Below are 15,340 nucleotides of genomic sequence, written 5' to 3' on the forward strand. Positions count from 1 at the left end.
GTTGTCAGACGGAAGGAGTGGCCGGGATCATCTCGATGGTGCCGGAGTGTTTGGCGCCGGGCTTGACGATGAGGGAACTGGTGCGAACGAGGCCCTGGAGCTGGGCGCGCTTTTCCAGAGTGACCGGGCCCGAGCAGGAAATCTGACCACGCACGGTGCCGTCGATGAAGGCCGAGGTGGCGGTGACGGGATTGAGGAATTCCACCTTCGCGCCTTTCTCGACGCGTAGGTTCCGGCAATGGACCTTGCCGATGATTTTTCCGTGGCTGCGGATGATCAGATCGCCCGAGCAATCAACAGAGCCCGCGAGCTCGCCGAGGACGGTTAGATCATGGCACTGGAGAGTGACGCCGGAAACGACACCGGTTTTCTGGATGACCACGTCGCCGCAGGTTTGGATGCGGCGGTTCCAGTGTTCGGTGATGTCGTAATCCATCAGGCTGATGTAGCCGCTGCATTTCGGGCATTGGCTGGATTGCGCTTCGGCAATGGCCTTGTAACCGTAGCCGCAATTGAAACAGGTGATCTCGCGTGGCGGCTTGACCGGATGAAACAACCGCATGAGAAACGATCGCGGCGGCGCGGCGGGGCGTTTCCGTAAATAGGGCTGAACCGCCTGGGGGCTTGCCCGCACTTCGGGTTCCGGATCGGTATCCTTGCGCGGGGCGGCCAGCCGGGTGATCGGACGGGTTCGCACGACACCCTTGCCGTCGGTGACCTGGAAGTTCGCACGGCAAGCCCGGCATTGGGTGGAAACCACCAGCGCGGGCTCGGATTGCACTTGCCCGCATTCCGGGCAAGTTACTTCAATGCGATGGCGATGAGGCTCATCCGCCATGACAGGACAGGTCGGTTCTCAAAACAGGGACCTCGGCAAGTTAGGAAGCGGTGCCGGCAAGAGTTCCTTGCTTGGGAGCTTCCGGAGTCGCAGCGCCTTTGGCGGCAGGTTGTGCGGATGCTGGCAGATTGGCCGGGGTTCCGACGGTGGATTTGCCGACGAAAATGGCACCCGCCTCGATGGAGAGCGTCTTGGCCTTGATGTCGCCGACGACTTCGGCGCTGGCTTTGAGTTCGACGCGGTCAGTGGCGGTGAGATTGCCGTGAACCTTGCCGTAAACGACGACGGTCGCGGTCTTGATCTCTGCCTTGATGCGGGCGTTTTCGCCGACGGTGAGGTTGCCGTCGGAATTGATTTCACCTTCGATCTTGCCATCGACGACGAGGTCGTTGGTGAACTTGACGGTGCCTTTGATTTCAACGTCGGTCGAGAGGACGTTGCGGGTGGCGGCGGGGCTCGGGCGGGCAGCCACGACGGCAGGTTGCTGTGAACCGTAGGACGGTTGCACAGGGGCGTGGATTGGCTCCGGGTGGCGGGTTTCCGGAAGTGGAGGAGCGGTCCGTTGGGATTCGCTGTTGTCTTGGCCGATTACTTTTTTAAACACGGTGGTAAAGGATGGTTGGAGTTATAGGGATGTCAAATCGATTCAAGGATTACGGCTTTTCGGGAGCCGCGGGTTCCTCTTGGATTTCAATACCGGGAGCCGGCGTTCCTTCTTGCGACGGAGGATCCGCCGGAATTTCGAGGCCGGGATTGGCGATTCCGGGGGTCAGGGTGATGCCCGGAGGAGGAGTCAGCGAGGGAGAAGATTCAGCACCGGGAGTGGAGGAGGCGGGTGGTGCTGGAGGAGCCGGCGGCGGAGCGATTTCCACCGGTGGCTTGGCTTTGAGAATGGCGATCCGACGGCCTGCGGTTTCGGAGAAATTGCTGTCGGGGAAATCGTTTTTCACCTTCACGTAGGAGGCTTCCGCTTTGGTCAGGTCCCCTTCCGCTTTCGCGATGTCGCCCAGCGAGACGAGGGCGAATGGTGCGATGTAGGCTGAGGCGGGGTCGGAAACGAGTTCGTCGAATACCTTGCTGGCGTCGCCGGATTTCCCCTGCGCCATCAGTTTCGCACCAAGGCTGGCCTTCGCGGTTGGAACTGCCGGGTGGTCCGGGTTGCTCTCGATGAACTTCCGCAACGTACCGATCGCTTCGTCCTGCTTGCCTGCCGTCCATTGGCTGTTCGCCAGCAAAACCATCGCGCTGCCGGCCGCTTGGGTGTCCTTGTGACCGACCACCACTGCTTGCAATGACGCGAGATCCTCCGCTTTCACCAGCGCCGCACCGGCATCTTCCTGGCGGTTGGTTTCCATACCACGCTGGACTACCAGGGCGATCGCACCCAGCGCCAGCAACAAGGCGAAAGCTGCGATGCCCTTCTGATTGCGGTCGAGAAAGGCTTCAAAAGCGTTTGGCCCTTGGGAAATTTCAGCAAGAGGGACGGGCGATTCTTTGAGATCAGCGGACATGATGGGAAAATAAGCAGAGCTGCGGGGGCCGATCAAAGCCGCAGCGCCGTCGAAATCAATGCGGAACTCTCGAAGTTTTCCGATTTCGGCCGATTGCCGCCAGCAGCCAGCGTGCCGGACGGATTTTGGTTGGTCAGAACCGGGCACTTTGCCTAGCGTCGCGGCACATGTCGAAACGGGTTTACGTGGTCGCCGGGGAGTTGAGCGGAGACGTTCATGGCGCGGGATTGTTGCGGTCGCTCAAGGAAATGGTCCCCGATTTGGAAATCCGCGGCGTCGGCGGGGCGGAAATGGCCGAAGTCGCCGGAGCTGGGCTGAAAGACTGGGTCGAGGACGCGGCGGTGATGGGCGTTTGGGAGGTTTTGAAACGCTACGGTTGGTTCAAGGAGCGCTTCACTGAAATGCTGGCGGCGTTGAAGACCTTCCAGCCGGATATTCTCCTGCTCATCGACTACCCCGGTTTCAACCTGCGTTTCGCCGAAGCGGTGAAACGTGAATGTCCGGCCACCCGCATCATCTATTACATCAGTCCGAAAGTGTGGGCTTGGAACAAACGCCGCGTCCCGGTCATGGCGAAGTTGCTGGATGAAATTCTCTGCCTGTTTCCTTTCGAGCCTCCGATTTTCCAAAGCGCCGGACTCAAGGCAACATTCGTCGGAAATCCTCTCGTCGATGAGCTGGAGGAAAAGCGCATCGCGGGCGTGCGACGCGACGATTTGTTAGTCGGACTCTTTCCCGGCAGCCGTGAACGCGAAGTCGCCCGCCTGTTCCCGATGATGATCGAATCGGCGAAACTTCTCTCAGTCGCTAACAAAAACCTGAAATTCGAAGTCCCCGCCGCCACCGCGAAGCTTGCTGTGCAGATCCGCGAGCTGATGACGGCAGGCGGAGCGGAGGATCTCGTCACCGTCACTAACGGTGGCAGCCAGTCCCTCATGCAGCGCGCCTGCTGCGCCGTCATCGCCAGCGGCACCGCCACGTTGGAGGCCGCCTACTATGGTTTGCCCTACTGCCTTGTCTATCGGATGGCGCCGCTTACCTACGTGGCGGCAAAATTGTTAGTCAAAATCGAACTCATCGGCCTCGTCAATATTTTGGCAGGAGAGGAAGTCGTCGAAGAGCTCATCCAGAGCGAAGCCGAGCCCGTTCCCGTCGCCAGGTCTCTGCAAGCCTTCCTCGATTCGCCGGCGAAACGCGAAGCCCTGCAAGCCCGCCTCGCCGAAACCACAGCCATGCTCGGCGGCCTCGGAGCTCATGAACGTGCTGCGCAAGCGGTCGCGGGATGGCTGGGGTGATCCGGCATGGATCACCTTTGGACTGCGGTGGGCATCACCGCTTTGAGGGAGACTCCGACGTTCCCTTGGAGTTCGTTTCCTCAGAAAAAAGTGGCGAGTGCGGGTGTTTTTCTGGATCTAACGGTCTGTGTTCAAATCAGCCTGCCCCTCAAAGCGGTGATGCCCACCACAGTCCAAAGTTTCCGCCCGCCGGGCGGGAGAGGCCGCGAGGAGATTACCGTTCCCGGGTGAATTTCGCCTTCACCTTGGGCATGAGTCGGTCGGGAACGAACCAGTCAACGAGCCCGCAGCCGCCGCAGACGCGGATTTCGAATTTCGCGAAGGCAAAGAAGCCGAGCGGGAGCAGGGCGGGGCCGTGGCCGCCGTTGGCGGAGACTTCCTGGGAATATTGCTCGTTGCCGCCGCAGTTCCGGCAGGGTTTGGGGGTGGTGTTCATGGCTGATAGCAGGAAATGTGGCAATGATGGTGGACTGGCGGAAATGGGCGAGAGGATTCGGGGTGGAAAGCAGGCTGAATTTTCCGACCGCTTGGGGGTTGCCTTTCGCGGGCGAGTGGCTATTGAAGCGGCGCGATGAAATTATTCTCGATCCTTCTGGTGGCTGTTTCCTTGTTCTTCGGAGTTTCCTGCGAACGCCATGAATTTGACGGGCCTAACGGCACCAAGCAGCTTCACGAGCATCATGCGGCCGGTGGCGAGCACGCCGGAACGGAGCATGAAACGCCCGGTCACGACGGGGCGGATCACGAGGAAAAGGCGGAGCATTGAAAACCCGGCCGCTCAATCAGCGGCGGCGGGTGTAGCTGAGAAAGCACTCGCCGAGATCGGGGCGGGGCGTGAAATGGCTGATTTCGAAATCGAGTGATTTCGGCAGGAAGTCGCCGGGAATGCCGGTGGCAGTGGGTGCCTGAAGGCCGCCGAAGAGGGGGTGGCCGGCAAGGGTGAGGTGGAAATCGTCGATGGCGTCGATTTCCGCGAGCAAGCGGATGAGTTGGCCGCCGCCTTCGCAATGGATGTGGCGGATGCCGTAGTCGGCGGCGAGGAGTTCGAGAAATTCGCCGAGCGTCCGGTGGTGGACGGTGATTTTCGGAGTTGAGGGGGGAGGGGAATCGCCGGTGACGACGAGGTGGATGTCGCCGCCTGGTGTGGAGAAAATGGGGTGGGCGGGATCGAGTTTCCCCGTTTCGGAAACGATGCATCGCAGGGGCTGGCGCGCTGAGCCCGGGACGGTGAGCGTCATCGCGTCGGATTCCAAGGTGCCACGGCCGATGAGGAGGGCGTCGGCGTTCTTCCGCAGATCCACCAGGCGGGCGTGGTCGTCGCGGGAAGTCCAGCCGGAGGGGATGCGGCGGACGGAGGAAATTTTTCCGTCGGCGGAGATCGCAAGATTGGTGGAAACGCGGGGACGCGGCATGGCGGAGTTTTTCCCAAACGAGGCTCGGGCACAAGGGCGGGCGAAAGTTTAACAGGCATCCCGCTCTTGCCAAATGACTTCGGGCCGTTCATGGAAAGCGCGCCTCACACGGGGACCCTTCAATCCATGACTCTTCAGATCGGCCTGACCCTGGCGGTGATTCTCATCACGCTGATTGCCTTCATCCGCGAATGGGCGGCTCCGGATGTGATCGCACTCTCGGTGCTCTGCCTGGTAGTCGCGCTCGGCCTCGTGGATCCGGGGAAGATGACGGATGTTTTCAAAAATGAGGCACCGCTGACAATCGCAGCGTTGTTCATCATCGGCGGATGTCTGGAGAAATCCGGCGCGGTGGATCACATCGGGCGGGCGCTGAGGGACAGGCTGTCGGGCAATACCCGGACGGCGATCCTCGCGTTTTCCGTCATCACCGCGTTCTTCAGCGCGTGGATGAACAACACCGCGATCGTGGCGATCATGCTGCCGGTGACGCTGGGTTTCGCCCGTTCGAAAAATATCGCGGCATCCCGCCTGCTGATGCCTCTCTCCTACGCCTCGATCCTCGGCGGCTGCAGCACCCTGATCGGCACCTCCACCAACATCCTCGTCAATGGCACGCTGCGCGAAATGGGGGTGAAGCCGATGACCATGTTCGAACTCGCGCCGCTCGGCGTTCCGCTCGCCATCGCCGGCATCGCCTACCTGACGATTTTCGGGCCGAAACTCATTCCCGCCCGCTCGTCGATCACCGGTGCCCTTGAAATCGACAGCCGCACCTCGCCGCTCTATCACCTGCTGATCGGGGCGAACTCGCCGTTGGTCGGTAAATTGCTTTCCGAAACACAGCTTGCGGACCGCGGCATGGGCATCCACGTGATGGAAGTCCGCCGTCGAGGAACACGGCTGATGATCCCCTTGTCGAAAATAGTGGTGGAGAAGAACGACCGCTTCCTCGTTGCGATCCATCGCCGCCGGGGCGGAGCCGCGAAGCCCGATAGCTTGTTCGAAACCATCGGCGCGCAAGTCCTCTCCACCGTGGATGGCATCGTCTCCGAGCTCGTCGTCCGCGACGAATCCTCGCTGCTGGGAAAAACCCTTGCCGCAGCCGATTTCCGCCAGACCTATAACTGCGTGGTGCTCGCCCTGCACCGCAATGGCGTCAACATCACCAGCCGCATCGCCGAGCTTTCCATGGACGTTGGTGACACGCTGCTGGTCATCACCGCCTTGAACAACCTCGACGCGCTTGACGCCACCCGCGATTTCATTCTCACCGATTCGCCGGAGGATTTACCGGAAGAAATCCACGTGAAAAAGGTGACACCTCACGTGATCCTGTCGTGGGTGGCGCTGATCGGTGTGGTTCTAACTGCGACACTGACCGATGTCCTGCACGGCTTTTTCCCGGCGGTTCCCGTGATCCCGATCCACTATGCCGCGATGGTCGGCGCGCTGTTGCTGTTATGGCTTAAAGTCATCACCCCGCGCGAAGCCTACGCCAGCATCGACTGGCAGGTGATGTTGATGCTCTACGGCCTGCTAGGTCTCGGGATGGCGATGAAGGACACGCACACCGCCGAATGGCTGGCACGGGAACTGGTGAATGTCGCGGAGCATTTCGTTTCCCCGCAGAATCTTCCGCTGGTCATGCTGTGGCTCGTTTTCATCCTCACCATCTGCCTCACTGAAGTGCTTTCGAACAACGCCACCGCGGTGATGCTGGTTCCCATCGTGATGACCCTCGCCCACGAGATCGGCGTGAATCCGCGGCCGTTCATCATGGCGGTCACCGTCGCCGCCTCCACCGCCTTCGCCCTGCCGATGGGCTATCAAACGCACATGATGGTCTATGGACCGGGTGGTTATAAATTCACCGATTTCCTCAAGGTCGGCATCCCGCTGAACCTGATCTGCTGGGTGGTTTCCTGCCTGCTGATCCCGCACATCTGGCCGTTCTAAGGATCGGAACGCTCCGTCGCGCGTCAGCCGCGGGGATTCCGCAGCTGCAAAAGCCCGTCCGGAACACGTCCGTGGCCCCCCTTTGCATGCAAATACCCATCCCCAACACGTAGGTGGCCACCTTTTGCATGCAAAATCCCATCCGCTACAACCCAGCGGGCACCTTTTGCATTCAGACCCGTTGAAATGACCGGAAAGCCGGTTTGTGGCGGCGGCTTGTCCTTTTTCTATCCGGTTTCCGGCAGGTTTTTCCTAGGAAATCGGTAGCAGCCGGATCAGCCCATCGCTTCCGGCGTAATGGTTTGACGTCCGGAAAGGGAATGATTCCAGTGATGCTATGGCCAGACCATTGCGATACGAGGCTGCTGGCGCGGTTTGCCATGGGATGGCGCGTGGCGGCGTGACGAAAGCCATTCGCCGGGTGATGATAGTCCGGACAAAGGAAAGGGAATTGTCAAAATCGCAGGGAATTCCTAACAAAATTCGATTCTCTCAGATCAACTAGCTGCGCCTTTTCTCTCCGTGTAATAGGAGAAGTCCTGCAACAACCTGAAATCCGCCTGCAACACCAAGAAGAACGCAAACCTGAAGGTGAGCTCCGACGATTGTAAGAATTTTCTTCTGAGCCACTTCATCTTCGTCTCTCAGTTTCTCGCGCAGCTTTGAGTTAGCCCCAATTATTATTTCCAGTTCCGGCGACAGTAGGATGCTGGTCCCTGGCGTATGAAGATGAGTCGCAACCGTCACCTGTCCCAGACTTGCCAACCCAAAGACAATGCCACTGAGAAGAAGTGCGATAGCAATCGATCTTGGCTTCATTTTCTGGCGAACGTACGAGCTCTGGCTAGGCGGCTGGGGCTCTGATTTACTTTGAGGGCTTATCGCCGTCGCCTCGACCTGCTTGTTCCGCATCTTGATTTCCTCCTGTGCGGGCTAATCGGGCACCGATCTTTGGTGAAGCAAAGGCAAGTATTGCGCCTCCGACGCATGGAACGACTTCCTTCGTTACGTCGTAGAATGAAAGTCCATTCCTCCCTTGCATAAGAGCTTCTCCGGCTCGGTTCAATATAAGATAGTGAAACCAATTCAACATTGTCGCCAAGTGCGACAGGAATGCAGTGATGCCTACAACAAGAATGCCGAGCCCATACAAATCCCGTGCGGAAATACCTATCATTCCAAGCTCCGGGTCCGAACTGGGGACAACGCGCTTTGCGACTGATGCCGCAAAGAACCACGCTGCCAATGCCAGAACCATATAGCTCACTGGGACAGCAAGTATCTGAAGCCTGTAGACTACCTGAGCCTCCGAGTCCGATGGAAAGGTCGTGCTGTAGCCCAGAATTCCCAGGAGACTCACGACTCCTGTTACTGCCCATTGGACTGCAAAGAGACGGAGCACGATTGTTACGATGATTGATGCTCTCATAAATTCTTGCAGAACAGTGTGTTCTTTCGGTCCCGGCTAACAAGCAGGGACGGGTCCACCTGCCTCAAATCGATAGATCCACTGTCAGATCACCGCCGAGTGTTTCGATGGCGGCGATGATGACATCGGTCTCGGTGTTTTCCGGAATGGAAATGACGCCGTGGGCGCGGAACATCGGGTGGCCGCTCATCGGCGCGCTTTCGAGGCCGGTGGTGAGTTCCTCGATGTTTCCTCCGGCGTTGGCGACGGCGGCGGAAAGCTCGCGGACGATGCCCGGGCGGTCGTTGCCGACGACATCGACGATCAGCGTGCGGCGGGCGATGGCTTCATCCTCTTCCTCGCGGACGGCGGTGATGGTGAGGCCGGAGTTGCCGGGGGCCTGGAGTTCCTTGATCAGGGCGTCCACGGTGTCCGGCGCGCATTCGATGCGGACGATGCCGGCGAATTGTCCGGCGAGCCGGGCCATGCGGCTTTCCAGCCAGTTTCCGCCATGACTTGCGACGGTGTCGGCGAGTGAGCTGACGAGTCCGGGGCGGTCGTTGCCAAGCACGGTCATGACGAGGTAGGATTTCATGGAACGGAGAAAAGCAGAGTGATTTTGAAATGCCACAGGTTTTTCAATTTTCCATCAGGGACGGTCTTTCATCTGCTTTGATTTTCTTCCCTCCGGTCTTGTGGAGGGCTGAAAAGCCATTCAGCATGCGCCCGAATCGAACGATAACCTCCCCATGGCCAACGAACACCCGTTCCAACATCTCTTCGAAACGCTCGGGCGGACGCCCCACACTCATGCGGAATCCGTGAACCGGCAGGCGTATGAGGTGCTTTCCGACATCCTTTCCGTCCCGGTGGAGAAATCGGGACGCTGCATCCTTCTCCGTGCGCCGCGCGCGGGCCATGGCAAAACCCATTTGCTCTCGCGCATCCAGCACCAGATGGGCGGGACTCACGAATTCATCCCGTTGCACGCGTCGTTCGGCTGCCGGATCGATGCGGCTTCGGTGATCGACGACACGCTGCGTTGTCTGGTCAAGCAGTTGCCGGCCTCGGGCGGGCTGTGTGTTTTGGACCTGGTGACGCGCCGTTTGTTCGCCTCCGCGCTTCAGCCGCTGGTGGCTTCGGGCGAGGTGCCTTGCCAGGACCGCGAAGGAGCGTTGAGCGCCCTGCGCCTGCGGCCAATCGAGACTTTTGATTTTCATCATCCGAATGCCGTGACCGCCCACTGGGCACGGGAAAATTTCGAAGTGCTTGGCCAGCGGTTGAGCCTCGAACTCGCACAGCGCGGTGGATTGCCAGTTAGGGAAGTCGCCTTCTGGGTGGAAACCTTGTTCCGGTTTGCCGCGGCGCCCTTGGATCATTCCAACCGGGTCAGGATTCTAGCAGACACGGTTCACGAGGGAACCGGTGGGGAAATGGAGCGCTTGGAGGCGCTGCTTGGCTTGGTCACCCAATTGATGCGCGTGATTCTGGTGGCGGATGATTTGGAAGGATTTTCCTCGGATGAAACGGCAGCCCTTCGCTTTGCCGCATTTCTCGGATCGCTCCGCCAATCGGTGGACCGGCTCGACGTGATCCTTTCGCTCAACCTGGACATTTGGGAAAGCGCCTTCGTGCCACGCCTCAGCGGTGGCCTTGCGGATCGCCTCTCCGAAGTGGTGGTTGAGCTCGAGCCATTGAAGGAATCGGAAATGGCGGCGCTGCTCGATTCGCGCGTCCCCGGACTGGGAGCCAAGGTTCTGGAGCGCATCGATCTCGGATCCTCCGGCAGCCATGCCCGCGGTTTGATCCGTGCGGCAGGGATGGCGTGGTTGAAAGCAACAGCAACGGATACCGCTCCCGCCGCCGAAGTGGCTCCGGTGATGGCGCCGCCGCCGATCGCCGCTCCGATTCCGCAATTTTCTCATCAAGCACCGGTTTTTGTGGCGCAGGAGCCAGAGCCTGTCATCGAGGCCCCGCCAGTGGTGGAGGAAGTCGCGCCTGTGGCAGCTCCGGCATTTACCTTCGAGCCAGAGCCGCCGGTAGTGGTCGAGCCGGAGCCGACTTGGCCCGCACCTGAGTTTTCGCCGCCACCTCCGGTGGAAATAGAGCCGGAAATCCCGCAGGTTCAAATTCCCGAGCCGGTTGGCTACGACAATCAATTTTCGCCTCCGCAACCTGTGAATACTTGGAATCCACCCGCGCCGGAGCCGGTGTTTGTTGCCGAGACCCCGGTATTCCAGCCGCCCGTAGAATCCCCGTTCCGAGCTGTGGCAGCGGAAATGGCTCCGGAGCCGGTGACGTTCCAACCGAATTTCCAAGCCCCGGTGGAATCTCCGTTCCAAGTTTCGCCAATGGAAACAGGGCAGGAGCCAGTGGCTTTCCAAGCGGCACCAATCGAATCCTATACATTCAACCCGCCGCCTGCGGACCCTCTGTCGCAACAGAATTACTCGCCATTTGAGGATGCACCCCAAGAGCAGCCGGCCCCGCAAGCCGCCTTTCAACCTCAGGTGGAGCCTTCATTCCAGAATGCTCCCGTGGAATATACGTCGGTGGAACCGTCTCCCCAAACGGGTTTCGTCGCGCAGGGAACTTTCCAGCCGCTGACGGCTTCGCCATTCCAACCTGCGTTCACTCCACCGACGGAGAAATTGTACGGACAACAGCCGAATTTCCAACCGCAGGTAGAATCCCCATTTCAGGCCGCGCCGACGCAATTTACTGCGGCTGAACCAGCTCCGCAGGAACCCATTCATCCACAAGGTTCCTTCCAACCGCAAATGGATTCTCCTTTCCAAGCAGCACCGCAGGCATTCACGCCCGCCGAGCCGGTGCCTCAGTTTCAACCGAGTCCGGAACCTGCTCCGATGCAGCCAGCCGCCCCCGCCGAAGTGGCCCCGCCGCCGAGTTCGGCGGACACGGATCGCGTGGACGACCTGCTCAAGCAATTCCGCGAGCGCTACGGTCGCGGGAGCTTGTGAAAATTTTCACAAACCCCTTGCGAAACAGGCCCCTTTGGGCGTTTCTTTCCCCGGCAAATCAGGCATGAGTACGACCACCCAAGAATTCGAGGCACCCGACACCATCGCCCGCGCCGCCCGTGCTGCGGAGAGCTACCACGAGGAAACCGATGACCTCGTCGGCGAGCGGATGGTCCTGAACATGGGCCCGTCCCATCCGGCGACGCACGGGGTGTTGCGCCTGATCCTCGAACTGAACGGGGAAATCATTCATTCGGCCGATCCGGATGTGGGCTTCCTCCATCGCGGCGACGAGAAGATCGCGGAGAACATGCACTACAACCAGTTCGTGCCTTACACGGACCGGTTGGATTATCTGGCCCCTCTCGCTAACAATGTCGCCTACGCCTGCGCCGTCGAAAAACTGATGGGCTGGACGCTGCCACCACGCGGTCAGGCATTGCGCGTCCTCTGCTGCGAACTCGCCCGGATTTCCTCCCACATGTTAGGAGTCGGCGTCTGTGCCATGGACGTCGGCGCGATGACCGTTTTCCTATACACCTTCACCGAGCGTGAAAAAATCTATAACATGTGCGAGCAGCTCACCGGTGCCCGCTTCACGACTTCCTACACCCGCGTCGGCGGTCAGTTGCGCGACATGCCGCCCGGTTTCGAAGCAACCGTCCGTCAATTCCTCGACGAGTGCCTCGTGACCATCGGTGAAATTGCGAAGCTGTTGGATAAAAACAAGATCTTCCTCGATCGCATGGTTGATGTCGGCGTGATCAGCCGCGAGTCCGCCATCGCCTGGGGCATGACCGGTCCGAACCTCCGCGCATCCGGCGTTCCCCGCGACCTCCGCAAGGATAGCCCTTATCTCGGCTACGAAAAATATCAGTTCGACGTGCCCATCGCCGAAGAAGGCGATTGCTACGCCCGCTATCAGGTCCGGATGGAGGAAATGCGGCAGTCCATCCTCCTCTGCCGCCAGGTCCTCGACACCATGCCGGACGGACCGATCAACCTCGCCGACTCCAAGAGCATGCTGCCTAACAAGGAGCGCGTCCTGATGTCGATGGAAGAGCTCATCCACCATTTCATCGTCTCCACCCAAGGCATCGATGCTCCTGCCGGCGAAGTCTATTTCGCTGCGGAAAATCCCAAGGGCGAACTCGGTTTCTACATCCACTCCAAAGGCGGCGGAGTCCCGTATCGCCTGAAAATCCGCAGCCCCTCGTTCTGCAACCTTTCCATCACGTCGAAACTCCTGCCCGGCCACATGGTTTCCGACATCCCGGCCATCCTCGGCTCGCTCGATTTCGTGATGGGCGAGTGCGATCGTTAGAAAACTCCCGGTCCTTGGGCTAAATCAAAATTTCCAAATCTCCGATGTCCCACTCCACTCTCGAAGAATCCGTCGCCTCGCACGAGACACCTGGCAGCCAGTTCTATACGCCGTTCGCAGTGACCGCCGAGCTTGAGGCGGAAGCGGATGAGCGCATCTCGCACTATCCTGCTAGCAAGCGTTCGGCCACCTTGCCGCTGCTTCACATCGTCCAGCACAAGTTCGGATTCATCTCGGCTCCCGCGATCGAATGGGTGGCTGCGAAGCTGGAGATCCAACCGATCAAGGTGCTCGAAGTGGTGACATTCTATCCGGGCTTCCGCCAATCGGCTCCGGGGAAATTCCACATCCGCGTCTGCCGCACACTTTCCTGCGCGATGGGTGGCAGTTACGAGCTGATGGAGCGCCTTTGCGAACTCACCGGTATCGACCGTTCCGCCAGCGATTCGCATCACCATCCGGTCACCGTCTCGCCTTGCGGAAAATTTTCCGTCGAATTCGCCGAGTGCCTCGCCTCCTGCGGCAGTGCTCCGGTTTGCATGGTGAACGATGATTTCCATGAAGCCATCGCTCCCGAGAAAGCCGAGGAGCTTCTCGCGAAATACGTCCCGAACGCCTAACTGATTTTCGCCGCATGATCAACTACACCAAGCAACCGCACGCCCGCGAATACCGGCTCATTTTCAAGAATGTGGACCGCGAGGGCTGGGATCCGTCCATCGACTGCTACATGCGTGACGGCGGTTACGATGATTTGAAAAAAGCATTCACGATGGCCCCGAAGGACATCACCGAAGAGGTGAAGAAGTCCGGCCTGCGCGGCCGTGGCGGCGCGGGTTTCCCGACCGGGATGAAATGGACCTTCATTCCGCCGAACAACACGAAGCCGGTCTATCTGATCTGCAACGGCGACGAATCCGAGCCCGGCACCTTCAAGGACCGCTACATTCTCCATCAGGATCCGCACCAGCTCGTCGAAGGGATGGTGATTTCCTGTTTCGCCGTCGGAGCGAAAGTCGCCTACATCTACATTCGCGAGGAGTTTCCGGAAGCAGCGCTCATCGTCGAGCGGGCGATTGAAGAAGCACGCGCCCACAATTTTCTCGGGAAAAACGTGTTAGGTTCCGGCGTGGATGTCGAAATCTACGTCCACCGCGGCGCGGGTGCCTACATCTGCGGCGAGGAAACCGGCCTCATCGAATCGCTCGAAGGCAAGCGTCCGTATCCTCGGATCAAGCCACCGTATTTCCCCGCCGCGCTCGGCCTCTACATGTGCCCGACGATCGTGAACAACGTGGAGTCTCTCTGCCACGTGAAGCACATCATCCGCATGGGCGGCGATGAATACGCGAAGCTCGGAGTTGCTAGAAACACCGGCACGCGGATTCTTTGCGTTTCCGGCGATGTGAAATTGCCCGGTTATTTCGAAGTCGAGGTCGGCAAGATCACGATGCGCGAACTGCTCTACGACATGTGCGGCGGACCGAAGGACGGGCGCGAATTCAAAGCCGTCATCCCCGGTGGATCGTCTTCGAAGATTCTCAAGTGCAACGAAGTCTTCAAATTGAAGAACCCGGACGGCACGACCAAAGACCTCGATTTCTGGGACATCCAAATGGACTTCGACACCCTCGCAGCCTGTGGCTCGATGGCCGGCTCCGGCGGAGTCATCGTTCTCGATAACACGCGTAAGATGTCGTGGGTTTTAAACAACTTGAACGCTTTCTACGCCCACGAATCCTGCGGCCAGTGTACGCCATGCCGCGAAGGCTCGACATGGATGAAGAAAATATCCGACCGCTTGGTCGAAGGCACGGCGAGTCCGTCCGACATCGAGACGCTGGAAAGCGTCGCCTATCAGATCGACGGTCGCACGATTTGTGCTTTCGGCGAAGCGTCGTCCTGGCCGGTGGAAGCAATCATCGGGAAATTCCGCGATGAACTTCTGGCCGACACCAAAGCCTCCAACGAAGCGCTTCCGCACAATCCCGAGGAAGAAGCACAACGCCGGTTCCTCCAACCGGTGTAAATGGATCTGAACCGGAAATCGCAGGTCGTGGCCTTGATCGCCCGGGTGTCGCTGGGCGTTTGGTTCGTTTACAGCGGCGGTGTGAAGATTTTCGGTAGTGGGCTCGATCGCTTCACGTTCGACGTGTCGAACTACAAGCTGGTCAGCGCGCCGTGGGACGCGGTCGCCGCCTACACGGTGCCGTGGTTCGAGTTGATCGCGGGAGTCTGCCTGATGCTCGGCATCCTGCGACGCGGCGCGCTCCTAACGATCTTTGGATTGGTGGTGGTGTTCTCCGTTTCGGTCGGCTGGGCATGGGCGCACGGTCTGGACATTTCCTGTGGCTGCCATGGAGGCGACACGAAGATCCAATACTGGAGCAAGGCTGCCGAGCTCACGGGGTATTTTCTCTTGCTCGGCTGGCTGTGGTGGATGGAAATCCGCCGCAGTTACCAATCGCACGTAGTTTAACCCTTTAGGGCAATGCCTTTAAGGATTCAACCAGATGTCTAACAGAGCGTTTTGCACTGGTACTTTTAAAACAGATGTTTTGATTGGGTGGGTGTCTGACCCATCCATCTCCCACCTGCCGTTTTTCAGCGAC

At 59.3% G+C, this 15,340-nt stretch carries 15 protein-coding genes; 8 read left to right on the plus strand and 7 right to left on the minus strand.

Going from position 1 to position 15,340, the window contains the following annotated elements; all coding sequences use genetic code 11:
* Positions 1 to 4 precede the first annotated feature (4 nt).
* The 3 genes from ABIQ96_RS02850 to ABIQ96_RS02860 all read right to left on the minus strand — a co-directional run bounded on the left by ABIQ96_RS02850 (position 5) and on the right by ABIQ96_RS02860 (position 2,349).
* The gene (locus ABIQ96_RS02850) at positions 5 to 781 is read right to left on the minus strand and encodes a polymer-forming cytoskeletal protein (RefSeq protein WP_348213030.1); all 777 of its coding nucleotides are present in this window, start codon (positions 779 to 781) and stop codon (positions 5 to 7) included.
* A gap of 97 nt (positions 782 to 878) precedes the next feature.
* Complete coding sequence (locus ABIQ96_RS02855; protein ID WP_348213031.1) at positions 879 to 1,442, minus strand: polymer-forming cytoskeletal protein; 564 nt, start codon at positions 1,440 to 1,442, stop codon at positions 879 to 881.
* Between the two features lie 49 nt (positions 1,443 to 1,491).
* Positions 1,492 to 2,349, minus strand: a complete 858-nt coding sequence (locus tag ABIQ96_RS02860) for a tetratricopeptide repeat protein (protein WP_348213032.1) — start codon at positions 2,347 to 2,349, stop codon at positions 1,492 to 1,494.
* A 167-nt stretch (positions 2,350 to 2,516) separates the two neighbouring features.
* Between ABIQ96_RS02860 and lpxB the strand changes: the two genes are divergently transcribed.
* On the plus strand, positions 2,517 to 3,644 hold the full coding sequence (gene lpxB, locus ABIQ96_RS02865; RefSeq protein WP_348213033.1) for a lipid-A-disaccharide synthase: 1,128 nt from the start codon (positions 2,517 to 2,519) through the stop codon (positions 3,642 to 3,644).
* Between the two features lie 214 nt (positions 3,645 to 3,858).
* On the opposite strand, the gene ABIQ96_RS02870 is transcribed toward lpxB, so the two are convergent.
* The gene (locus ABIQ96_RS02870; RefSeq protein WP_348213034.1) at positions 3,859 to 4,080 is read right to left on the minus strand and encodes a hypothetical protein; all 222 of its coding nucleotides are present in this window, start codon (positions 4,078 to 4,080) and stop codon (positions 3,859 to 3,861) included.
* Positions 4,081 to 4,215: 135 nt separating this feature from the next.
* Between ABIQ96_RS02870 and ABIQ96_RS02875 the strand changes: the two genes are divergently transcribed.
* On the plus strand, positions 4,216 to 4,410 hold the full coding sequence (locus ABIQ96_RS02875; protein ID WP_348213035.1) for a hypothetical protein: 195 nt from the start codon (positions 4,216 to 4,218) through the stop codon (positions 4,408 to 4,410).
* 16 nt (positions 4,411 to 4,426) lie between these two features.
* Here ABIQ96_RS02875 and ABIQ96_RS02880 read toward each other — a convergent pair whose 3' ends face one another.
* Positions 4,427 to 5,056, minus strand: a complete 630-nt coding sequence (locus ABIQ96_RS02880) for a dihydrofolate reductase family protein (RefSeq protein WP_348213036.1) — start codon at positions 5,054 to 5,056, stop codon at positions 4,427 to 4,429.
* Positions 5,057 to 5,182: 126 nt separating this feature from the next.
* Between ABIQ96_RS02880 and ABIQ96_RS02885 the strand changes: the two genes are divergently transcribed.
* Positions 5,183 to 7,015, plus strand: a complete 1,833-nt coding sequence (locus ABIQ96_RS02885) for an SLC13 family permease (RefSeq protein ID WP_348213037.1) — start codon at positions 5,183 to 5,185, stop codon at positions 7,013 to 7,015.
* Between the two features lie 501 nt (positions 7,016 to 7,516).
* Here ABIQ96_RS02885 and ABIQ96_RS02890 read toward each other — a convergent pair.
* Both ABIQ96_RS02890 and ABIQ96_RS02895 read right to left on the minus strand, forming a co-directional pair.
* A complete protein-coding gene (locus ABIQ96_RS02890; protein WP_348213038.1) occupies positions 7,517 to 7,834 on the minus strand; it encodes a hypothetical protein in 318 nt (105 codons plus the stop codon).
* A gap of 674 nt (positions 7,835 to 8,508) precedes the next feature.
* On the minus strand, positions 8,509 to 9,018 hold the full coding sequence (locus tag ABIQ96_RS02895; protein WP_348213039.1) for an ACT domain-containing protein: 510 nt from the start codon (positions 9,016 to 9,018) through the stop codon (positions 8,509 to 8,511).
* Between the two features lie 154 nt (positions 9,019 to 9,172).
* On the opposite strand from ABIQ96_RS02895, the gene ABIQ96_RS02900 reads away from it, so the two are divergent.
* The 5 genes from ABIQ96_RS02900 (at position 9,173) to ABIQ96_RS02920 (ending at position 15,207) form a co-directional block, all read left to right on the plus strand.
* Positions 9,173 to 11,404 carry a hypothetical protein gene (locus ABIQ96_RS02900; protein WP_348213040.1) on the plus strand — a complete coding sequence of 744 codons (2,232 nt, stop codon included), beginning with the start codon at positions 9,173 to 9,175 and terminating at the stop codon, positions 11,402 to 11,404.
* Positions 11,405 to 11,468: 64 nt separating this feature from the next.
* Positions 11,469 to 12,728, plus strand: a complete 1,260-nt coding sequence (gene nuoD / locus ABIQ96_RS02905) for an NADH dehydrogenase (quinone) subunit D (protein WP_348213041.1) — start codon at positions 11,469 to 11,471, stop codon at positions 12,726 to 12,728.
* A 44-nt stretch (positions 12,729 to 12,772) separates the two neighbouring features.
* Entirely contained in the window at positions 12,773 to 13,348 is a 576-nt protein-coding gene (locus tag ABIQ96_RS02910; protein WP_348213042.1) for an NAD(P)H-dependent oxidoreductase subunit E, read from the plus strand.
* A 14-nt stretch (positions 13,349 to 13,362) separates the two neighbouring features.
* Entirely contained in the window at positions 13,363 to 14,757 is a 1,395-nt protein-coding gene (nuoF, locus tag ABIQ96_RS02915; RefSeq protein WP_348213043.1) for an NADH-quinone oxidoreductase subunit NuoF, read from the plus strand.
* Positions 14,758 to 15,207, plus strand: coding sequence for a DoxX family protein (locus ABIQ96_RS02920; RefSeq protein ID WP_348213044.1), 450 nt, complete (start codon positions 14,758 to 14,760; stop codon positions 15,205 to 15,207).
* Positions 15,208 to 15,340 lie beyond the last annotated feature (133 nt).

Origin of the sequence: Luteolibacter sp., assembly GCF_039920825.1 — a bacterium.
Classification (GTDB): Bacteria; Verrucomicrobiota; Verrucomicrobiia; order Verrucomicrobiales; family Akkermansiaceae; genus Luteolibacter.